Genomic DNA, 21,723 nt, shown 5'->3' on the forward strand with positions numbered 1-21,723 from the left:
GGGTCAGACCTTTCCCTCGGCCAGAAAGGTCCTGGCTAATTTGAGCCGACGCCTTCTCGCCAATGACAATGGCACACCGGCATGGATCTTGCGCTCCAGCAGAAGCAGGCATTGGGACAGCGGGTAGCAGATGACGAAATAGAGTCCCGAGATCACCAGATACACTTCAAGCGCTCGGAATGTTTCCGAGGCTATCAACTGTGCCTGCGTCATCAACTCGGCAGCGGAGATCGTTACGAGCAGCGAGGTCGACTTGATCAGGTCGACGAACATCGTATTGGTGCCCGGGAGCGCCAGCCGCACTGCTTGCGGCAGGACGACATGACTGAAGGTTTTGCCGCGTCCCAGCCCGAGAGCTTGAGACGCCTCTTGCTGTCCTCGGTGTACGCCAGCGATAGCCGCCCGAAAGATCTCGGACAGGTAGGCAGCGTAGAAGAGCACCAGGCTCAACACTCCAGCCTCGAAAACCTCCAGCCTGATGCCTACGGAAGGCAGGCCGAAGTAAGTGAGGAAGATGATCGCCAGGAGCGGTACGTTTTTAAGAAGCTCGGTATAGAAGGCCGCGGGAACGCGGACGATTCGCAGCCGGTTGAGTCTCATCAACGCAAGGACAAGACCAAGGATCGTCGCGCCGATGAAGCTGGCCACGGTATAGCCGAGGGTCTTGAGCAGACCCCCGGCGATGTTTCCGACATAGTCATTCCAGGGAACCTGGAAGATATCGGTGAAGGATGACAACGCCGTCATGCTTCGATCTCACTTCGCGATGGAAGGCGGGGTCCAGTCGGCCGGACGGTCGACGCCGCGCCGCTGGGCCGCCATTTCGGGCGACGGAACCAGGAACTGCTGGGGATCGCCGCCCCATTTCGTGATCAAAGCGGCAAGCGACCCATCCTTGTACATATCGTCAATCTGATCGGAAACAGCCTTGGCCAGCTTCGGCGACTGCTTGGGAAGGTAGAATCCGGTCATGTAGGCTTGAAAATACTTGTAATCGGGGTGTGCGGCGACCTGTTCGTCGGTCGGCGGTTTCAGATATTCGATGCGGACCTTCATGTCGGGGCGCTGTTGCTGTTGGTAGGTGATCAGCAGTGGATCGAGAAAGCCGACGTCCAGGCGCCCGGCAGAAATATCCTGGAACACACTGTCGGCGCTCGGGAACGTATGGGGTGATGCGTTAGGCACCTGGGCGATGGATTTCGCCCAGACATAGCCGGTGACGGTGCCGAGATTTTTGCCTGCCAGGCTCGCAACATCGGGAAAGCTCGCCGTGCCGCTTACCGCCATGGCCGGCGGCGAATAATACGGCGGGTCCGTGAACAATCCGACTTTCTGTCGAACGTCGGACCATGCGATTCCGCCGATGGTTATATCGGCCCGCTGTGTCTGGACGGAAGCCAGCATGCCTGGAAAGTCGGTGACGTTGATTTCGATCTTGAGGCCGAGCTTATCGGCTATGGCTGTCAGGATGTCGCTGTCGAGGCCGACGAGCTTCCCATCCTTGACCGCCGTATAGGGCATGTAAGGCTGGACCGTAACAACGAGCGTGCCCGGCTTCACCAGCTCCAGATCGTCGGCGTTCGCAGTGAATGGCGCAGCCGTCGCAAACAGCCCCAAACTCAAGATCGCCACGGCAATGATCCCGTTCGCCTGCGATTTTTTTGTCAATTCAGCATGTTTCATTTGAAACCCCTCTTTGTGGTTATATATTGCTGATATATTATCAATATGCAGACATGATACGAAGTCAAGCAGATTCGTTGAGCGCCTTTTTTCGAGGCGGAACAGCCTCCAGCTATGCGGAAATGGACAGAGGAACACGCTGAATATGTCGGCATTCGAAGTGGATTACGAAGCGGCTGAAGCAACGCTGGCGGAGCGGACCTATATTCGGCTGCGCGACGACATCATCACGACACTGCTTCCTCCGGGCACGCTTCTGCGGGAAGCCGACCTCATGAAACGCATGGAAGTCGGGCGAACCCCGGTCCGGGAGGCGATTCAGCGCCTGCAATATGATGGTTTCGTTGTCGTCAGCGCCCGGCGCGGCACATTTGTCAGCAAGATCGATATCAATGATCTTACTGCCGTCTACGAGGCACGGGCACGGATCGAATCCTGGGCGACCCGGCTAGCTGCCGAAAGGCTGCGCGAGTTCGAGCGGCAGGAAGCGCGGCAGTTGATCGATGAGCTTAAGCAAACAATTGGTCCGATGGCGCTGGAAGACATCCTTGCCCTGGATCGACGGGTTCACCGCTTCATCTACAAAGTGGCGAAGAACTCTTTCCTGTTCGATACGCTGGATCACTACCACAATCTGTCGCTCAGAATTCTATATGTCGCGATGAAACGGTTTCCGGCCCTGGTACCGCGTCTGGAGGACGTCTTGCATGATCAGGTCCTCATGCTCGAGGCGGTATGCAGAGGGGATGCCGATGAGGCTGAAAAGATCGCGATGGCTCACGTCATGAGCTTCGAGAGCGAAGTGCGAAAGGTTATCTGAATTCGGTTCTTGGAATTGGGTGCAGCTTTAGCTGAACCAAGATATTTTCGGCAAAACGAGCCGTCCGAAACAATCGCGCGCTGCGAGTGGACGCGGCATCGATACTTGCTTGCATTCCACATTTCAGTGAGAGGCCGGCTTGAGCCGGCCTCCTGAATGGATGAAAACCAGGATCAGTCCTTGGCGCGTTCGACGTAGGAATTGTCTTCCGTCGCGATGACGACGCGGGTGCCGGCGTCGATATGCGGCGGGACCGAGGTGCGGATGCCGTTGGAGAGCATGGCCGGCTTGTAAGACGAGGATGCCGTCTGGCCCTTGACGACCGGTTCGGTCTCGACGATCTCGAGCGTGACGTGACGCGGCAGTTCGAGCGCCAGCGGAATGCCTTCATGGATCGACAGGATGCAGGTCATGCCTTCCTGGAGATAGGCCTTCTGGTCGCCCATGGTTTCCTGGCTGACGACCACCTGGTCGTAGTTGGCAGGGTTCATGAAGTGGAAGCCTTCGCCGTCTTCATAGAGATACTGGAAGTTGACGTCTTCGACGAAGGCGCGCTCGACCTGTTCGGTAGTGCGCCAGCGCTCGGAAACCTTCACGCCGTCGACGATGCGGCGCATGTCGACCTGAGTGACCGGCGTGCCCTTGCCCGGATGAAAGTTCTGGGCGGTGAGAACGACGTAGAGCTTGCCGTCCACGTCGAGAACGTTGCCCTTGCGGACCGAAGAGGCGATGACCTTGACCATAAGACTTCCTTGTAACTCGGCTTTCGGCGTCGTAGAGGACTGTCGAGACGCCCCAAGACGCAAATGTTTTTCTTTGGGGGCGCAACTAACCTAAAATCCGGGAAATAGCCACCCCATACCGGCTTCTCCGGTGAAGAAAGCTTGGAATGAACTTTTCGGCCAAAGCGTCCCCCTGGTGGACCCCGTCGGTGCATGCCGACCGCCGCCCGTTCCTGATCGGGCGCAATGCGATTCAGGCGTCGTTGCGCGGGTTTTTCGCGCGTGAGGATTTCATCGAGGTCGACACGGCGGTGCTGCAGGTCTCGCCTGGCAACGAAGCGCATCTGCATGCCTTCGCGACGCAAGCGATAACGACGGACGGTCAGACGGCGCCGCTCTACCTGCACACCTCGCCGGAATTCGCCTGCAAGAAGCTGCTTGCGGCGGGCGAGCAGCGTATTTCCTGCTTCGCCCATGTCTATCGCAACCGCGAGCGCGGGCCGCTGCACCATCCCGAATTCACCATGCTCGAATGGTACCGGGTCGGTGAAAGCTATGAGAGCCTGATGATGGATTGCGTGCGGATCCTCGCGCTCGCGGCTGAAACGGTGAAGACGCCGATGCTCGCCTATCGCGGCGCCGAGAGCGATCCCTTCGCAGGGCCGGAGCGGATCAGTGTCGCCGAAGCCTTCGAGCGCCATGCCGGCATCGATCTTCTTGCCTCCGTTGCCGCCGACGGCTCGACCGATCGCGACCATCTGGCGGCCGAACTCAGGCGCGTCGGCATGCGTGTGGCCGATGACGATGGCTGGGCCGACCTGTTCAGCCGAGTGCTGGTCGAAAAGATCGAGCCGCATCTCGGCTCCGGCCGCATCACCATCCTCGACGAATATCCTGTCTCCGAGGCCGCACTTGCGCGTCCCTCGGCACGCGACCCCCGGGTTGCCGAACGTTTCGAGCTCTATGCCTGCGGCGTCGAGCTTGCCAACGGCTTCGGCGAGCTCACCAATGCTGCCGAACAGCGCCGGCGCTTCGAGATCGAGATGGCCGAGAAGGCGCGTATCTATGGCGAGACCTATCCGATCGACGAGGATTTCCTCTCGGCACTGTCGCTGATGCCCGAGGCAAGCGGCATCGCACTCGGCTTCGACCGGCTGGTGATGCTGGCGACGGGGGCTTCGCGCATCGACCAGGTGCTCTGGGCGCCGGTTGCGGAGTATGGAAGATGAATGTCGTCAAACCGGTGAAGAGCGTCGACGATCTGGTGAAGGCCGGGCTTGCCGGGCCTGCCGATCGCGCAACGCTCGAGGCGGTGGCCGCGCGTTACGCCATTGCCCTGACGCCGGCGATGACCAGGCTGATCGACCGCGCCGATCCTGATGATCCAATTGCCCGACAATTCGTGCCTGATGCGGCCGAACTCATCGTCGCGCCCGAAGAACGCGCCGATCCAATCGGCGATCACGCCTACAGCCCGGTCGATGGCATCGTGCACCGTTATCCTGATCGGGTGCTGCTGAAGGCCGTGCATGTCTGCCCGGTCTATTGCCGCTTTTGCTTCCGCCGCGAAATGGTCGGGCCGCAGGGTTTGGGCACGCTCGATGCCGCGGCGATGCAGGCAGCCTTCGATTACATCGGGAGCCATCAGGAGATCTGGGAGGTCATCCTGACCGGCGGCGACCCGCTGGTGCTTTCACCGCGCCGCCTCCGCGACATCATGGAGGCGCTCGCAGGCATTGCGCATGTGAAGATCGTGCGTTTCCATACGCGCGTTCCCGTCGTCGATCCGGAGAAAATCGACGCGGCGCTCATCGCCGCGCTGAAGGCGAGCGGCAAGACGGTCTATGTCGCACTGCACGCCAACCATGTCAGAGAGTTGACGATGGAAGCGCGGGCGGCCTGCGCGCGCCTCGTCGATGCCGGCATCGCAATGGTCAGCCAATCGGTGCTGCTCAAGGGTATCAACGACGATTCCGCAATTCTTGCCGAACTGATGAAGGCTTTCGTCGAGATGCGCGTCAAGCCTTATTACCTGCATCATCCCGATCTCGCGCCCGGCACCAGCCATTTCAGGCTGACGATCGAGGAGGGGCAGAGGATCGTGGCGGCGCTGCGCGGTCGGATTTCCGGTCTCTGCCAGCCGACCTACATTCTCGATATCCCAGGCGGTCACGGCAAGGCCGTCGTCAGCGGAAGCACCGTTCGGGCAACGGGCGAGGGATGTTATTCCATCGCGGATTATCGCGGCGGCGAACATTCCTATCCGCCGGCAGATTGACCTGAAACGCCACTTTCCGTGTCATTTCTGTACTCGTCACGCCGGAAACGACATCGGACATGGGCGATGAAATTTCATCAAGACGTTGAGATCAAATATGTATTTCTGCTTTCGCAGGAAGGATCGCTAAAATCCTAACTATGAGGAACAATCATCTTTAACCCAACAAATTAGCGGAATGTTCTGTTTTCCGCACTAAAAGAACGCTCATGACAAGGCGATGAACGCCGGTTCGGGATCATGAGAATCTTGGAGTGATGGGATGAATACGACAATCCGCGACCTCGTCGCCAAATTCGGCAAGCTTCCTGTAGCGATCGACCAGGTCGCCGACGACGCCGATCTTTATGCGGCGGGTCTGACGTCCTTTGCCTCGGTGCAGCTGATGCTCGGCATCGAAGAGGCATTCGATATCGAATTCCCCGACAATCTTCTGAACCGCAAGTCCTTCGCGAGCATCGCGGCCATCGCCAAGACGGTCGATATCATCCAGGACGCCCGGAAGGTCGCCTGATGAACTTCCCCGTCAAGATCATAGAGGACGGTGTTGTCGCACGGGTTGCCCGCGTCGCCGCAATCGCGGCCAAACACGCGGATGCCGTCGACGTCGAAGGCCGCTTTCCCCGGGAAGCCGTGGATGCGATGAAGGCCGAGAGGCTGCTCGGCATCCAGGTGCCGCGCCAGCTCGGCGGTGAATCGGCCTCGACCACCGAAATCGCCGAATTGTGCTCGATGCTCGGCCAGGCCTGTGCGGCAAGCGCCATGGTCTTCGCCATGCACCACATCAAGCTGTCGAGCCTCGTGGAACACGGCGCCGACAGCGAATGGCACTGCGACTTCATGCGCCGCATCGCGGCCGACCAGCTCTTGATCGCCTCGGCCACCACCGAGGGCGGCATCGGCGGCAACCTGCGCAACAGCATTTGCGCGATCGAGGTCGACGGCGATACCTGCAGCCTCGAAAAGGATGCGACCGTCATTTCCTACGGCTCGCATGCCGACGCTATCCTCATCACTTCGCGCAGCCATCCGCAGGCAGCCTCCTCCGATCAGGTGCTGACGGCCTTCCTCAAGGACCAGTACACGCTCGAGAAGACGCATGCCTGGAATACGCTCGGCATGCGCGGCACCTGTTCCGACGGCTTCCTCTTCAAGGGCCGGGCGCCGGCGCGGCAGATCCTGCCGAAGCCCTTCGCTGAGATCGCGGCGCAATCCATGCTCGCTTCCTCGCATCTGCTCTGGAGCGGCGTCTGGTACGGCATCGCGGTCGATGCAGTTGCGCGCGCCCAGGCCTTCGTGCGCGCCGCTGCCCGCAAGGCGCTGGACGCCCAGCCGCCGGGCGCGCTGCGCCTCGCCGAGGTCTCGAACCTCCTGCAAATGGTGAAATCCAACGTCGTTGCCGGCCTCAAGGCCTATGAAGACGCCAAATCAGATCCGGACAGGCTGTCGTCGATGGGATTTGCGGTGGCGATGAACAACGTCAAGATCGCCTCTTCCGAGACGATCCTGGAGATCGTCAACCATGCGATGCTGATCTGCGGCATCATGGGCTACAAGAACGGCACGCCCTTCAGCCTCGGACGCCATCTGCGCGACGCCCATTCCGCTCAGCTCATGATCTCGAACGACCGCATCCTCGGCAATACGTCGAGCATGCTTCTCGTCCACAAGCAGGACACTAGCCTACTGGGGTAAAGTCATGGATATGCAGACCTCGTTCCTGGACCGGCTCTTCGAGTCCGGCCTGCTGATCGATACCGGCGTTGATGGTCTCTATGGCCGCAGCGGCCAGTTCGAAGATGTCATCACCGCCTTCGAACGGCTGATCGATACGTTCGGCGGCGCCGACGGCGCCGAGGCGATGCGTTTCCCGCCGGGCATGAACCGCGCGCTCTTCGAAAAGAGCGGCTATATGAAGAGCTTTCCGCAGCTTGCCGGCACGGTGCACAGCTTCTGCGGCAGCGAGCTCGATCATATGAGCCTGCTTGAATGCATGGAGGTCGGCGACGACTGGACCAAGGATCAGAAGGCGACCGATATCGTGCTGACGCCGGCTGCCTGCTATCCGCTCTATCCGACGGTTGCCAAGCGCGGCAACCTGCCGAAAACGGGAGGCCTCTTCGATCTGCAGTCCTACTGCTTCCGCCATGAGCCGTCGAAGGACCCTGCCCGCCAGCAGCTATTTCGCATGCGCGAATATGTCTGCATGGGAACGGAGCAGCACGTCACCGATTTTCGCCAGAAATGGATGGACCGCGGCGTCGAGATGATGAAGCAGGTCGGCCTCGATGTGACCATCGATGTTGCCAACGACCCGTTCTTCGGCCGTGCGGGCAAGATGATGGTCAACAATCAGCGCGACCAGAACCTGAAGTTCGAACTGCTGATCCCGATCACGTCGACCGCCAATCCGACGGCCTGCATGAGCTTCAATTACCATCAGGATTCTTTCGGCCTGAAGTGGGCTCTCAATCTCGAAGACGGCAGCGTCGCGCACACCGCCTGCGTCGGCTTCGGCCTGGAGCGCATCGCGCTCGCCCTCTTCCACCATCACGGCCTCGACGTAAAGCAATGGCCGGCCAGCGTCCGGAAAACGCTATGGGGCTGATGAGCTCGATGGGATCGGTTTTCCCGGCAATCAGCCCGGAAACCTATCGGCAGCACGCGCTGCATGCCGGCGAGCGTGCATGGCCGGAAACCAATTGTTATATCGATCTCTGGATCGAGGTATTGAACACCTTAGGCGTCGCGCCCGAGGCGATGCTGGGTTTTACCCTGGCACAGGATTTTGAGGGTGATCAATTCACCTTCTTCAAGGTACCGCTCGAAGATCTCGAAGCGCTCTACGGCATCCGCGCGACCGAACTTGCGATCTACGACCGTGTCGAACGGCATGTCGAAGTGCAGATCGCGCGGGGGCGTCTCTGCCTGGTCGAGATGGATTCCTTCTACATGCCGGATACGCGCGGCACCGCCTATCGGCAGGAGCACGGCAAGACGACGGTTGCGATCAACCGGCTTGATGTTGCGGCAAAGCGCGTCGAATATTTTCACAATGCCGGCTATTTCCAGCTCGAGGGTGAGGATTTCGATGGGCTGTTCCAGCTGCAGCTGACGGAGAGCGATCCGCCGTTCCTGCCCTATACGGAATTTGCACGGTTTCCGGAAAGGCCTGCCGACGAAGCGCATCTTCGCGCGACCGCGCGGCGGCTTGCCGGCTTTCACTTCTCCAGGCGCCCCCGCCAAAACCCGATCCGCGCCTTCGCCCGCGTCTTCCCGCAGCAGGTGGAAGCGGTGGCGGAGCGGCCGTTCGGCTTCTTCCATAAATATGCCTTCAACACGCTCCGTCAGGTGGGCGCCAATTTCGAGTTGGCCGCTGATTATCTGACCTGGCTGTCCTCAGCCGAATACGCGGTGGCCGCCGAGGATGCCCGGCGCATTTCCGACGCGGCGAAATCCGTACAGTTCCAGCTTGCCCGCGCTGTCGCCCGCAGGAAGTTCGAGCCGCTGCAGGCGGCACTTGATCCGGCCGCCGATGCATGGGATTCCATGATGGCATCGCTTGCGGAGCGAATCTGAGGCCGGAGATCAGACAATGCGGGGGCGTTTGGCAAGCATCGGAGCTCGGGAAAGCGTGCTTTCCGAAGGCTGGAACCTGATCCTGACGGAGCCGGGGGCCTGCGCCGTACCGCACGATATTCATCTTTCCGCGCAGTTCATTCCTGCGCCCGTTCCTGGCACCGTTGCGGCAGCGCTTGAAAAAGCCGGGCTCTTCGACCGGGAAAATCCCGAACCGTTGAATATGAAGGACGCCTGGTATCTCTGCCGGCTTTTTGATGCCGAGCCTGGCGAAGCCATCCTGCGTTTCGGCGGGCTGGCCACAATTTGCAATGTCTTCCTCAACGGTCAGGAAATCCTCTTTTCCGAAAGCATGTTCACGGCGCATGAGCTCCCGGTGACGCTTTCGGGTGGCGACGAGCTGGCGCTCTGCTTTCGGGCGCTCGGCCCCAGACTGTCCGAACCCGGTCCGCGGGCGCGCTGGCGCCCGCAGATGATCACGCCGGCGGGCCTGAAGAATTTCCGCACGACGCTGCTCGGCCATATGCCGGGCTGGTGCCCCGATATTCATGCCGTCGGTCCGTGGCGGCCGATTTCACTGGTGCAACGCGATACCGTATCGATCGACAATGTCTCCATCCGCGCGGTCCTGGAGGAGAGCGGCGTCGGCCGGCTGAGCGTTTCTCTGCATAACAATGCCGAAGATCCGGCAATGCTGCTGCGCTGCGGCGGCATGGAACAGCCCTTCGAGAAGATTGGCGCCAATCATTACTCGGCTATCCTCAAGCTGTCCGACATCGAGCCCTGGTGGCCGCATACACACGGCACGCCGCGTCTCTATGATCTGACTCTGGTTTCCGACGGCGAGGAATATTCGCTCGGCAGCACCGGCTTCCGGCGCATCGACGTCGACCGCGGTGCGGATGGCGAAGACTTCGCGCTCCTCGTCAACGGCGAGCGTGTCTTCTGCCGCGGCGCGGTCTGGACGACCGCCGATATTGCGCGGCTGCCGGGCGGGCGGGAGGATTACGAGCCGTTTCTGCGGCTTGCCGCCCAAGCCGGCATGAACATGATCCGCATCGGCGGCACCATGGTTTACGAGACGCCGGATTTCTTTGCGCTCTGCGACGAACTCGGCCTGCTCGTGTGGCAGGATTTCATGTTCGCCAATTTTGATTATCCGCGCAACGACAAGGCCTTTCTCGGCCATGTGCATGCCGAGATCGAGGAATTCCTGTACGGCGTCCAGGCGTCGCCTTCCCTTGCCGTTCTCTGCGGCGGCAGCGAGATCCATCAGCAGGCGGCGATGCTCGGCCTGCCCATGGAATTCTGGAGTGGACCGGTGACCGACGAAATCATTCCGGCCATCGCCGCACGCATGCGTCCCGACGTGCCCTATGTGCCGAATTCGCCCCATGGCGGAGCGATGCCGTTTTCGCCCAATTCCGGCATTGCGCATTATTACGGGGTCGGCGCCTATATGCGGCCGATTGCCGATGCCCGCCGCGCCGATGTGCGCTTTGCCTCCGAAAGCCTCGCCTTTGCGCATGTGCCGCAGCAAAGGACGCTGCAGCGCTATCTCGACGTGCCCGCCGTCCACAGCCCCCAGTGGAAGGCGCGGGTGCCCCGCGACCGCGGCGCATCGTGGGATTTCGAGGATGTTCGCGACTTTTACCTAGAGCTTCTCTACGATTGCGACCCGCCCCGACTGCGCCGCGAAGATCAGGAACGCTATCTCGATTTTTCCCGTGCCGTGACAAGCGAGGTCATCGAAGAGACCTTCGCCGAATGGCGGCGCAAGGGCTCCGGCTGCAACGGAGCGCTCGTCTGGACGCTGCAGGACCTGCTGCCCGGCCCCGGCTGGGGCGTCATCGACTCCACCGGCGAGCCGAAACCCGTCTGGTATGCGATGCGACGGGCCTTCCGACCGGTTCAGGCAGTCTTCACCGATGAGGGGACCAATGGTCTCGACGTGCATGTCGTCAACGAGACGGACACCGACCTTGACCTGGAACTCGAGATCGCCTGCCTGCGTGATGGAAAACAGCAGGTCGTCAGCGGCAACATGGCTTTCAGACTGGATGCAAGGAGCGTGGAACGCTTTGCCTCGACCGCGCTGTTCGGCGCCTTCTTCGATACGACCTATGCCTTCCGTTTCGGCCCGCCTGCGCATGATGCAAGTGTGGCGCGCCTGCGCTCCCTCGCCGATGGCGCCATCCTCGCGGAAAGCTTTCATTTCCCCTGCGGACGCGGAAAGGCACTGCACGACGCCGGCATCGAGGCATCGCTCGGCAGAGACGGCGACAGCTGGGTCGTCGACCTCAGGACCGACCGGCTGGCGCAATCGGTGCATATCGACGTCGAAGGCTACAGGGCTGACGACGACTGGTTCCACCTTGCTCCCGGCCCCGTACGGCGCGTGAAGCTCTCCGCGCTGTCCGGCACAGAGAGCGATGTTCAGCCGACGGGCGAAATCAGAAGTCTAGGCAGTTCGCGTCGCGTCGGGCTCGCGGGCTGAGGCTCGTAGGGAACAACGCAAGCTCACCGGAAAGATCGTGATTTGAGAACGATATACCGCTATCTGCGCGCCCATCTCCTGCAGCGGCTGATCCCGCGGTCGCGTCTCGCCTTCAACCCGCGCAAGCCGGTCGAAATCGTCGGCTATCTCTCGATGCCCGTTGGGGTCGGTGAATCGGCAAGGCTCTGTGCCGGGGCGCTTTCCCAAGCGGGACGGGCGATTTCGCTCTCAGACGTCAGCACGCATCCGGATGAAAAATCCTTTGCCGGCTTGGTGTCGTCGCATCTTTCGGCCGAACCGCCGGGAAGCCGTATCTGGCATCTCAATCCGCCGATGCTGCCACGCGCCATCCTGAAGATGGGCGTCGCCAATTTCACCCGCGCCTTCAACATCGGCTATTTCGCCTGGGAGCTTGAAGTCGTGCCGGCGGAATGGCGCTACGGGTTGCGTTACATGAATGCCATCTTCGTCCCCTCGGAATTCACCAGGCGGACGATTGCACCGCTGACGGCGGCGCCCGTCATCGTGGTTCCGCATCCCGTCACCGAGAAGCCGGCCGCAGAGGGCATACGGGAGAAGTTCGGCATCGAGAAAGATGCCTTTCTCGTCAGCTTCATCTTCAGCGCCGGCTCCTCGATCAATCGGAAGAACCCTCAAGCGGTGATCGAAGCTTTCAGACTGTTCAGCGCCGAATGCCCGAGCGCCTTTCTGCTGATGAAGGCGAGCGGCGATATCGGCAAGGATCAGGGCTTGCGCGAAGTGATTGCGTCGGTCGCCGGCGATAGTCGTATCCGGATCGTCACCGACAAGCTCTCGAACACCGAGATCAGCGGCCTCATCCGCTCCTCCAATGCCTATCTCTCGCTGCATCGCTCGGAAGGCTTCGGGCTGACGGTGGCCGAGGCGATCATGTATCGCACCCCTGTGATAACAACCGCCTGGTCGGGCACGGAAGATTTCTGCGACCCCGAGAACAGCTGGCTGGTCGCCTCTCCCCTCATTCCCGTCGTCGATTCCCATCCTGAATTTGCGGGGCTGCCGGGCGCGGTTTGGGCGGATCCCTCTCCTGAAATCGCGGCCGCCCATCTCGGCGACATCTTCCGTGCGCCCGAGCGCGCCCGAGAGAAGGCCGGGAAGGCGCGGGAGTTCCTGCTGCGCTACCTCTCGGAGAACAGCTATGAAAAGGCGCTCAAGAAGCTGGCGGCGATGCAGGTCAGCTAAGGTGAGGTCGCCACTCCGCTTTATTTTAACATTTTCGCATTAGTGATGGCGGGCATGCGAGTGCAAAACATGTTGCGCAAAGGTGTGCAGCGGTTTTGCGATAACGACGTGCGTAAAGACAAGAACATGGAACGCGAGGAGCGAATCTGAAAGATCGCGACGCGCCTTAAGCTGACCCCCGCGGATGGACAGATGTCGAAGGGTATTATCGCAAATTCGGTGATGAATGCGGCGGCAGGCATGCTGCTGCTGCTGACGGGTTTCGTCTCCTCGATCATCACCGCGCGCCTGCTTGGGCCGGAAGCCAACGGCATCGTCGCCTTCTCGCTATGGCTGGTGATGACGGGCGCCTCGATCGCCGAGCTCGGCTCCAGCATCACGCTGCTGAAGACCCTGCCGCAGCTTTCGGCGGAGGGCTATGACGCGCGCCGCCGGCGAGGCTTTGCCGCCATCCTCGTCAGCTTCATGATGTTTTCGACGGTGCTGCTGCTGGCGCTCTACGCCCTGTTCTTCCTGACCTCCGAGGAGATGCACTGGGCGAAAACCGCGCCTTCCGTCGCGCTCGTCACCGGAGTGCTGTTTTTCGTCCAGGCGATCGGGTCTTTCGTCAAATTCTACCTGATCGGCGAAAAGAGGCTAGGCAGCTTCTTCAAACTTACCGTCGCCGTCTCTACCTTGCAGCTCGCCGGTGTCGCCGCCGGCGCCGTCCTCTACGGAGTCGAAGGCGTTCTCGTCGGTTATGCGCTCGGCCAGCTCGTGCTGTTTTTCGCCACACTGCCGATCCTTCTTGCACGGCGCGACTGGTGCGGGGTTTCACTCAAGTATCTCGCCTCCTCCTCCATCATCCTGTCGATCCAATTCATCATCGATTCCATTTTCCTCAACCGGCTCGAACTGCTCTTCCTGCAGCAGTTCTGGTCGGTGGAAATGGTCGGCTATTATGCCGTCGGTCTGTCGATCGCCAACATCGCGCTGCAACTGCCGATCCAGATGACCGGCAGCCTGCTGCCCTATTATTCCGAACGGCGGCACAGCAGCGACGATTCGACCTTGCCGGTCGAGGTCTTCGCCGCCGTCACCCGCAGCATGGCCTATATCGTGCTGCCGATGAGCCTCGGGCTGGCTGCGATCTCCAGCGAACTGGTGCTCGTGGTGTTCGGGGAAGCCTTCCGCCGCAGCGGCACGGTGGTCGCGCTGCTCGCGCTCGTCGCTCCCGCCTACACATTCATGCAGATCCTCAGCCTCTATCTGCTGTCAATGGACAAGGCCCGCTCCCGCCTCAACATCAGTGTGATAGGTGGCCTGCTCATGGTAGCGGGTTGTTTACTGATCGTACCTAGGCTCGCCGCCGAGGGGGCCGCAATCGTACGCATTCTCGTGTTCGTTGCGATGTCGGTGATGATGATCAGACAGACAGGATTCGGGTCCCAGCTTTCGGGTCTCTACGCAAGCCTGACGAAGGTGACGCTCGCCTCCGTCTTGTGCGCCTGCGCGGCGATTTCAGTGCTGGAATTCGTCCATGGCCCGATCGGCCTTATCTCCGCGATCATCGCCGGCACGCTCGCACATTTCGCCGCACTCCGCGTGCTGCGTGCCGTGCCCCTTGAGGATGTCGAGGTGATGCGTTCCATTGTCGAAAAGATGCCGTCGGTGCTGCGGCGGCCGGTGGGTCGCGTGATCGACTTCATTGCGCCGGGGCGCCCCGGCGATCCCGATCGCGCCAAGGTCGCGCCTGGCGAACTTTCGCTCGAACCGGCCGAAGGTGCCGGCCGCAACGCCGCCCTGCCCGTTGTCTTCGATGGCACGATCGGGCTGTTCATGCCGGAAAATCCTGAAGCCGGGAAGCGCTCGGCTGCGGTGCTCTTCGTCAGCCCCTGGGGCTTCGAGGAAATGTGCAGCCGCAAGTTCTTCCGCGTCGCGGCCGAACATTTCTCCGATATCGGCGTACCCAGCCTGCGCTTCGATTACCGCGGCACCGGCGATGCGCTCGATTTCGGAGCGCTGCCGGCAAGGCTGGAAACCTGGGAAAACTCGATCCGCGCGGCGGCCGCCAAGTTGAAATCGCTGACCGGCTGCGACCGCATCATCCTGATCGGCCAAGGTCTCGGCGCGACCCTTGCCCAGCGCATCGGCTCCTCGATCGAGGGCGTCGACAGCCTCGTCATGCTGGCACCAGTGCTAAGCGGCCGCGCCTATATGCGTGAACTCAACATGTGGTCGAAGATCATCGACGCCGATCTCGGCCTCGGCCAGCAGCACGTGCAGGCTGCAAAGGTGCAGATCGCCGGGCTTGTCATGCCGGAAGAGATCGCCGCCGAGCTCGGCAAGCTCAACATCGCCGCGCCGCAGGGCCTGGCGGCGCCACGCTACCTGATCCTCGAGCGCCCCGTCAGGGCCGAGGATACCGGATTTGCCGATGCGCTGCAGGCGCTTGGCGCCAATGTCGAGCAGAAAGTGTTCGACGGCTATGACGAGCTCGTCACCAATCCGCTCTTCGCCAAGACACCCATGGCCGTCGTCGAGCTTCTGACGGCTTGGCTGAAGACAGCGACCGCGGAGACATCCGCCGCTCATTCGCCGGCAGCGATCGAAACCACGCCGCTTGCCGGCGAAGGTTTCCTGGAAACGCCGGTGCGTTTCGGAAGTCACGATCATCTGGTCGGTGTCGTCAGCCGGCCGCTCGGCGAGATCAAGGGCAATGCCGTGCTCTTCCTGTCGACCGCCTATGACCGGCATGCCGGCTGGGGGCGGACGACGGTAGACATGGCGCGCGAACTCGCCCGGCAGGGCGTCGTGTCGCTGCGCTTCGATTCCGCCAATGTCGGCGACAGCCCGCCGCGGCCGGATGCGCCGGAGCAGGTGCTTTATTCGATGACACAGACCGACGATGCGATCGCCGCGCTCGATCTGCTCGAAAGCATCGTTGCCGGCCCCGTCATGGTCGCCGGCCGGTGCAGCGGCGGCTATGTCGCCTTCCGCGCCGGCGTCGCCGACGAGCGGCTGAAGGCGGTCGTTTCGATCAATCCCTTCGTCTATTACTGGGATCCGAAGGTGCCGGTGCGCCGCGAGCATGTCGTCTCCGTCCCCCGCAGCCTCGACGATTACGGCCAGCGTCTGGCGCGGCTCGACACGCTGAAGCGGCTGCTGCGCGGGCAGGTGGACGTGGTGTCGGCGCTGCGCAATATCGTCATCGCCGGCGGCCGGCGGCTGTCGCCCTTTGTCGCGCCGTTGCTCGAACTGCTTCCCGACCGGCGCCATATCGCCCGCGAGGTCCGGCAGTCCTTTGCGCTGTTCGGCAAGCGCAAGGTGCCGCTGACGCTGATCTACAGCGAAGGCGACGTCGGCCTCGACCATGTCTATTTCCACTTCGGCCCGCGCGGCGCCAGGCTTTCCCGCTATCCGAACGTGCGGCTGCTGATGCTGCCGGATGCGGACCACAATCTGACGCCGCCGCAATCGCGCAAATTCGTACTCGACGAGATCGTTCGTCTCGCGAGAGCGTAAGCGGGGATCAGAGGCTTTCCGCGGCAGCGATATCGAGCGATCTGTAGAGATCGATGTAGCGCCCGGCGACGATATCCCAGGAATAGCCGCGAGCGGCGTCGAGGAGCTGCGAGCGAACGGCGTCCTGTCGGCCCGCAAGGTCGTCATAGGCTGATTCCATGGCGGCCGCGGCGGTCTGCGGACGGGTGAAATCGGCAAGCCTGATGACGGGATGCCGGCCGGCGAGCGTTTGAAAGGCATCGTTGGCGTTCAGCACCGGCAACAGGCCGGCGCTCATCGCCTCCAGCGCGACCAGCCCGAAACCTTCATATTCCGAGGCGGAGGCGAAGAGCGAGGCTGCGATGATGATGCGGCGGATGGCATCATTGTCTGGCGACACATGCAGGGTGACGCGGCCGGTCAGGTCCCGGCTTTCGATCTCACCTTCGATATCCACCCGATTACGGTCGGATTCGGCCCCAACGATGTCGAGATGCCATTCCGGATCGCGGCCCTTCAGGACAGCCATCACGTCAAGCAGATGGTCCAGCCGCTTGTTCACCGAAAACCGGCCGATGGTGACGATGCGACGCCTTGCCAGGCGTGAGGCGGTGTCGGCGAACTTGCCGATATCGGCGCCGTTCTCGATCAGCACGCTATCCGGCACAATCTCGGAAAACTGCCTAAGATCGGAGGCGCTGCAGCAGACCACGCGGCAATAGGCCCTCGCCGAGGCGCGGGTCAGAGTGCGGAACCATATCTTCTTGATCGCCGCGTATTTCCGAGTGTGGAAGAAACCGCCATGGGTGGTGACGATCATCGGCTTGCCGTGCAGCATCCGGCCCCAGGCGAGCGCATCGAAGAAGAAGTCGATGGCATGGACGTGCACGAGATCGGCGTCGCCGAGATGACGAAAAACCTGCGGCGCCAACGGATAACGGCTGCTGCCGGACCACGGGATGCGCACCACCTCGATGCCGTCGATATTCTCGCAAGCCGGCAGCTTATCTTCAGGCGCGGTGAACAGCGAGTTCAGCGTGACGACGCGGACACGATAGCCACGCCGGCGGGTCTGGCGGCTGAGATTGGCGACGACGTCTTCCAGGCCGCCGCGATTGGGCAGGAACTGGCGCACGACATGGACGATCAGCGGAGCCGATTGCGGCTGCGGATTCTCGCGCCCCCTATCTGCCTCGACGATCGCCATTTTCCACCTATCGCTGCGCGTGCCAAACGCGTGTTGGCGCGGATTTATAGCAACGACCAGATATCTCCGACGTTAAGGCGTGGTTTCAGCAACGTCCTGCGGAAGCGATTCTTCGCGAAAAGGGTTAATCGTGTCTGACGGGAGTTCAGAAGGCTTTGAAGGTGAGCGTTGTCAGCGACCGGACGATGCCTGGAATATTGGCGATATTGTCATTGATGAACTTGCCGATATCCTGACCTTCCTCGATATAGATCTTCAACAGCAGGTCGTAATCGCCGCTTGTGGAATAGAGCTCCGAGACCAGCTCGGTCTGGTAGATGGCGTCGGCGACCTCATAGGTCTTGCCGGGGGCGCATTGGAGCTGGACGAAGATCGGCTTCATGGAAATTTCCTGCAAAGTTGTTTGGCCCGCATAATGGTCGAAAGCGCCATGCCGATGCAAGCCGTTCCTCACACGTTCGGTCCGGCCATCGCCTCCGCGACGATCCAGCCGCGAAAGGCGGCAAGCGGCGCATAATCGGCGCGCTCGCTGGGACAGGCGAGATAATACCGCTCCCGGCTCTCCATCTCCCGGTCGACGGCGGCGACGAGATCGCCGCGCCTGAGTTCTTCCTGCATCAGGAATGTCGGCAACAGGGCGACACCGAGACCGGCGGTCGCCGCTTGCGCTGCGGTGGCGAACTGATCGAAGAGCATGCCGTGCACGCTTTCGAACGAAACACCATTACCGGCGAACCATTGTTCCCAGGCATCGGGGCGCGTCGTCAGATGCAGAAGCGGAACGGCAAGCAGATCCTCTGGCCGCGAAATCCTGTGCTGTTTCAGAAAATCGGGACTGCAGGCCGGCACCGTACGCTCCGACATCAGCAAGGTCAGTTCCGCGCCGGGCCAGTGCGGGTGGCCGAAATGGATCGCGGCGTCGATTGAATCGAGCCGGAAATCGAAAGGTGAAAGCCGGGTTGCCAGATTGATGGTCACGCCGGGATTGGCGCTGAGAAAGCGGCCCAGGCGCGGCGCCAGCCAGCGCGTGCCGAAGGTCGGCAGGATGGCGAGATTGAGCGTGCCGCCGTGCGGATTGGCGCGCAGGTTCAACGAGGCGCTCGAGATGCGCCGCAGCGCCTCGCGAATCTCGCGGGCATAACCGTCGCCGGCGAGCGTCAGCCGCATGGTCTGGCGCTCGCGCAGGAAGAGCTCGACGCCGAGCTGCTCCTCCAGCGCGCTGACCTGGCGGCTGACGGCGCTCTGTGTCAGGTCGAGTTCACGCGCCGCTGCCGTGACGCTGCCTGTGCGGGCAACCGCCTCGAAGGCGGCGAGATGTGAAATCGACGGCAGAAAACGTCTTGAAGCGAGCATGATCATTCCGTTTCAGAATGAGCTATTTCCAAAATGTCGATATTTCCGCCTTTGCGCTGCTTGTAAAGAGTTTCATCCTGCAAAATCGGAATGAGCCGGAGCCTCAGATGCCGCAAACCTTCGTTTCCACAGACCGTATCCGCTCGCTCTTCACCGAAGCGATGTCGCAGATGTACCGGACGGAGGTTCCGCAATACGGCGCGCTGATCGAGCTGGTGGCGGATGTGAATGCCGGCTACCTCGAAAGCAATCCGGATCTGCGCGAACGCTTGGCCCGCGCCGGCGAGCTTGATCGCATCGATGTCGAGCGCCACGGCGCCATCCGGCTCGGAACGGCGGAAGAGCTTTTCACCATCCGCCGGCTGTTTGCCGTCATGGGCATGCAGGCGGTCGGTTATTACGACCTTTCGGTGGCCGGCGTGCCGGTTCATTCCACTTGCTTCCGGCCGATCGACGAGGCGGCGCTCAACATCAATCCGTTCCGCGTCTTCACCTCGCTGCTGCGCCTGGAGCTGATCGAGGACGAAGGTCTGCGTCGTGAAGCCGAGGCAATTCTCGCCAAGCGGCGCATCTATACGCCGGGCGCCATCGCGCTGATCGAGCGTCATGAGCAGAAGGGTGGCCTGACCGAGGCGGAAGCGACCGAATTTGTCGCTGAGGCGCTTGAAACCTTCCGCTGGCACGGCGAAGCGACCGTCAGCGCTGAAACCTACAAGCGCCTGCACGACGCGCATCGGCTGATTGCCGACGTCGTCAGCTTCAAGGGGCCGCACATCAACCACCTGACGCCGCGCACGCTCGATATCGATGCGGTGCAGGCCCGCATGCCGGAACGCGGCATCACTCCGAAGGCAGTCATCGAAGGGCCGCCGCGCCGGCAGTGCGATATCCTGCTGCGGCAGACGAGCTTCAAGGCGCTCGAGGAGACGATCGTCTTCTCAGGTGACGAGGGTGCGGTCCAGGGCACGCATACCGCCCGCTTCGGCGAGATCGAACAGCGCGGCGTGGCTTTGACGGCCAAAGGCCGGGCGCTCTACGACCAGCTGCTCGCTTCGGTTCGCGGTGAAGTGCAGGTCGGCGCCGGCGGCGCCAAGGCGGGCGCCTACGACCAGGAACTGGCCGAGCGCTTCAAGGCGTTGCCGGACAGCTGGGATGAGCTGCGCAGCCAGGATCTCGCCTTCTTCCATTATTCCGCCACGCCCGCGGGCATTGCCGCCGCGATCGCCGGGACCTTGCCGCGCGATCCCGAAGCGCTTCTCGCCAAGGGCTATCTCGCCTTCGCGCCGATCGTCTATGAAGACTTCCTGCCCGTCAGCGCGGCCGGCATCTTCCAGTCGAATCTCGGCACCGACCAGCAGCAGAATTATGCGACGCGCTCGAACCGCGACGCCTTCGAGACTGCACTCGGAGCGACGGTTCAGGATGAACTGGCGCTTTATGCGGAGCGGCAGGCCGCATCGCTGGAGACGGCGATGGGGGCGCTCGGGCTCGCGGCCCTGCAGCTGAGGACCGTTGCGTGAAATCGCCGCTTCAACACCTGTCCTTATGCGCTAGAGTACTCCGGTTTCATCCGATCGGGGTGTGCCATGCTGAATGATCCGCGCTCCCATGGCCTCTGGGAAAAGACCGCAGGCGTACCGCCGGCGACCTCGCCTCTCCATGGCGCGGTATCGGCCGACGTCGTCATCGTCGGTGGCGGCTATACCGGTCTTTCCGCCGCCTTGCATCTTACCGAGGCCGGGTCGAAGGTGGTTCTGCTGGAGGCGAAGGAGATCGGCTTCGGCGGTGCGGGGCGCAATGTCGGTCTGATCAATGCCGGCATGTGGGTGATGCCCAACGACCTGCCGGGCGTGCTCGGCCCAGTTCACGGCGAACGCCTGCTCGAGTTGCTCGGGAATGCGCCGAAGCTCGTCATGGAACTGATCGACAAGCACGCGATCGCCTGCGAACTCGAGCGTAACGGCACGCTGCACTGCGCCGTCGGCGCGGACGGGTTGAAGGAGATCGAGGCGCGCGCGCTGCAATGGTCCGCGCGTGGCGCGCCCGTGAAAGTGCTCGATGCGGCAGAAACGGCCAAACGCATCGGCAGTGATGCCTATGCCGGGGCGCTGCTCGATCTTCGCGCCGGAACACTACAGCCGCTTGCCTATGCGCGCGGCCTCGCCCATGCCGCCGTCAAGGCGGGCGTCACCATCCATACATCGAGCCCCGTCATCGCAACCGAGCGTCGCGGCAGTCTCTGGACCGTGAACACGGAAAGCGGCGAAGCCAGCGCGGACTGGATCATCGTCGCCACCGATGCCTACAGCACCGGCCCCTTCGAGCAGGTGCGCAACGAGCAGGTCTATCTGCCCTATTTCAATTTCGCCACCGTGCCGCTCGGCCACAATCTGCGTCAGTCGATCCTGCCGGGGCGGGAAGGCGCATGGGACACCAAGGACATTCTCTCCTCCTTCCGCATGGATCAGGCTGGACGCCTCGTTTTCGGCAGCGTCGGCGCGCTGCGCAATACCGGGCTTGCGGTGCATAAGGGCTGGGCCAAGCGCGCCCTGAAGCGGCTCTTTCCCATGATCGGCGATGTCGAATTCGAATGCGAATGGTATGGCCAGATCGGCATGACCGACAATGCGCTGCCGCGCTTCCACAAATTCGCCCCGAATGTTATCGGCTTTTCAGGCTATAATGGCCGCGGCATAGCCCCCGGCACGGTCTTCGGCCGCACATTGGCTGAACATATTCTCGGCCGGCTTGCCGAGGCCGATCTGCCGCTGCCGCTGACGTCACCCACAGAGCCGAGCTTCCGTGCGCTCAAGGAACTATGGTACGAAGCCGGCGCTCAGGTCGCCCATTTCGCCGATGCCCGCTTCTGAGAACCGACAA

Annotated in this window: 18 protein-coding genes; 12 read left to right on the forward strand and 6 right to left on the reverse strand. The window is 61.9% G+C overall.

What is annotated here, in order from left to right; genetic code table 11:
• Nucleotides 1-3 precede the first annotated feature (3 nt).
• Nucleotides 4-747 (reverse strand): amino acid ABC transporter permease, encoded by a 744-nt coding sequence (locus HJC00_RS08995; RefSeq protein WP_221122912.1) that lies wholly within the window; start codon nucleotides 745-747, stop codon nucleotides 4-6.
• A 9-nt stretch (nucleotides 748-756) separates the two neighbouring features.
• Nucleotides 757-1,683 (reverse strand): ABC transporter substrate-binding protein, encoded by a 927-nt coding sequence (locus HJC00_RS09000; protein ID WP_221163905.1) that lies wholly within the window; start codon nucleotides 1,681-1,683, stop codon nucleotides 757-759.
• A gap of 145 nt (nucleotides 1,684-1,828) precedes the next feature.
• On the opposite strand from HJC00_RS09000, the gene HJC00_RS09005 reads away from it, so the two are divergent.
• Nucleotides 1,829-2,503 carry a GntR family transcriptional regulator gene (locus tag HJC00_RS09005; RefSeq protein WP_221122911.1) on the forward strand — a complete coding sequence of 225 codons (675 nt, stop codon included), beginning with the start codon at nucleotides 1,829-1,831 and terminating at the stop codon, nucleotides 2,501-2,503.
• A 173-nt stretch (nucleotides 2,504-2,676) separates the two neighbouring features.
• Here HJC00_RS09005 and efp read toward each other — a convergent pair whose 3' ends face one another.
• Entirely contained in the window at nucleotides 2,677-3,246 is a 570-nt protein-coding gene (gene efp / locus HJC00_RS09010; RefSeq protein WP_008528334.1) for an elongation factor P, read from the reverse strand.
• 146 nt (nucleotides 3,247-3,392) lie between these two features.
• Between efp and epmA the strand changes: the two genes are divergently transcribed.
• The 9 genes from epmA (at nucleotide 3,393) to HJC00_RS09055 (ending at nucleotide 16,304) form a co-directional block, all read left to right on the forward strand.
• Entirely contained in the window at nucleotides 3,393-4,454 is a 1,062-nt protein-coding gene (gene epmA, locus HJC00_RS09015) for an EF-P lysine aminoacylase EpmA (RefSeq protein WP_210632717.1), read from the forward strand.
• On the forward strand, nucleotides 4,451-5,503 hold the full coding sequence (locus HJC00_RS09020; protein WP_210632718.1) for a lysine-2,3-aminomutase-like protein: 1,053 nt from the start codon (nucleotides 4,451-4,453) through the stop codon (nucleotides 5,501-5,503). Before epmA ends, HJC00_RS09020 begins: the two co-directional genes overlap by 4 nt.
• A gap of 262 nt (nucleotides 5,504-5,765) precedes the next feature.
• The gene (locus HJC00_RS09025) at nucleotides 5,766-6,017 is read left to right on the forward strand and encodes an acyl carrier protein (RefSeq protein ID WP_221163870.1); all 252 of its coding nucleotides are present in this window, start codon (nucleotides 5,766-5,768) and stop codon (nucleotides 6,015-6,017) included.
• On the forward strand, nucleotides 6,017-7,198 hold the full coding sequence (locus tag HJC00_RS09030) for an acyl-CoA dehydrogenase family protein (RefSeq protein ID WP_221163871.1): 1,182 nt from the start codon (nucleotides 6,017-6,019) through the stop codon (nucleotides 7,196-7,198). The genes HJC00_RS09025 and HJC00_RS09030 overlap by 1 nt, the downstream gene beginning before the upstream one ends.
• A gap of 4 nt (nucleotides 7,199-7,202) precedes the next feature.
• Nucleotides 7,203-8,111, forward strand: coding sequence for an amino acid--[acyl-carrier-protein] ligase (locus HJC00_RS09035; protein ID WP_210632721.1), 909 nt, complete (start codon nucleotides 7,203-7,205; stop codon nucleotides 8,109-8,111).
• On the forward strand, nucleotides 8,102-9,082 hold the full coding sequence (locus HJC00_RS09040) for a DUF1839 family protein (protein ID WP_210632722.1): 981 nt from the start codon (nucleotides 8,102-8,104) through the stop codon (nucleotides 9,080-9,082). Before HJC00_RS09035 ends, HJC00_RS09040 begins: the two co-directional genes overlap by 10 nt.
• A gap of 16 nt (nucleotides 9,083-9,098) precedes the next feature.
• Nucleotides 9,099-11,579, forward strand: coding sequence for a glycosyl hydrolase 2 galactose-binding domain-containing protein (locus HJC00_RS09045; protein WP_221163872.1), 2,481 nt, complete (start codon nucleotides 9,099-9,101; stop codon nucleotides 11,577-11,579).
• A 42-nt stretch (nucleotides 11,580-11,621) separates the two neighbouring features.
• Nucleotides 11,622-12,800 carry a glycosyltransferase family 4 protein gene (locus tag HJC00_RS09050; protein ID WP_221163873.1) on the forward strand — a complete coding sequence of 393 codons (1,179 nt, stop codon included), beginning with the start codon at nucleotides 11,622-11,624 and terminating at the stop codon, nucleotides 12,798-12,800.
• A gap of 192 nt (nucleotides 12,801-12,992) precedes the next feature.
• Nucleotides 12,993-16,304: an oligosaccharide flippase family protein gene (locus tag HJC00_RS09055; protein WP_221146222.1), complete on the forward strand. Its 3,312-nt coding sequence runs from the start codon at nucleotides 12,993-12,995 to the stop codon at nucleotides 16,302-16,304.
• Between the two features lie 7 nt (nucleotides 16,305-16,311).
• On the opposite strand, the gene HJC00_RS09060 is transcribed toward HJC00_RS09055, so the two are convergent.
• The 3 genes from HJC00_RS09060 to HJC00_RS09070 all read right to left on the reverse strand — a co-directional run bounded on the left by HJC00_RS09060 (nucleotide 16,312) and on the right by HJC00_RS09070 (nucleotide 18,849).
• The gene (locus HJC00_RS09060) at nucleotides 16,312-17,490 is read right to left on the reverse strand and encodes a glycosyltransferase family 4 protein (protein WP_221163874.1); all 1,179 of its coding nucleotides are present in this window, start codon (nucleotides 17,488-17,490) and stop codon (nucleotides 16,312-16,314) included.
• A 145-nt stretch (nucleotides 17,491-17,635) separates the two neighbouring features.
• Nucleotides 17,636-17,872 carry an Lrp/AsnC ligand binding domain-containing protein gene (locus HJC00_RS09065; protein WP_075225001.1) on the reverse strand — a complete coding sequence of 79 codons (237 nt, stop codon included), beginning with the start codon at nucleotides 17,870-17,872 and terminating at the stop codon, nucleotides 17,636-17,638.
• A gap of 68 nt (nucleotides 17,873-17,940) precedes the next feature.
• Nucleotides 17,941-18,849 carry a LysR family transcriptional regulator gene (locus HJC00_RS09070; RefSeq protein ID WP_221146225.1) on the reverse strand — a complete coding sequence of 303 codons (909 nt, stop codon included), beginning with the start codon at nucleotides 18,847-18,849 and terminating at the stop codon, nucleotides 17,941-17,943.
• A gap of 101 nt (nucleotides 18,850-18,950) precedes the next feature.
• Between HJC00_RS09070 and HJC00_RS09075 the strand changes: the two genes are divergently transcribed.
• Entirely contained in the window at nucleotides 18,951-20,363 is a 1,413-nt protein-coding gene (locus HJC00_RS09075; RefSeq protein ID WP_210632728.1) for a VOC family protein, read from the forward strand.
• A gap of 66 nt (nucleotides 20,364-20,429) precedes the next feature.
• On the forward strand, nucleotides 20,430-21,713 hold the full coding sequence (locus HJC00_RS09080; RefSeq protein ID WP_221163875.1) for an FAD-binding oxidoreductase: 1,284 nt from the start codon (nucleotides 20,430-20,432) through the stop codon (nucleotides 21,711-21,713).
• Nucleotides 21,714-21,723: the final 10 nt, after the last annotated feature.

This window comes from Rhizobium sp. NLR22b (assembly GCF_019685295.1).
GTDB lineage: Bacteria > Pseudomonadota > Alphaproteobacteria > Rhizobiales > Rhizobiaceae > Rhizobium.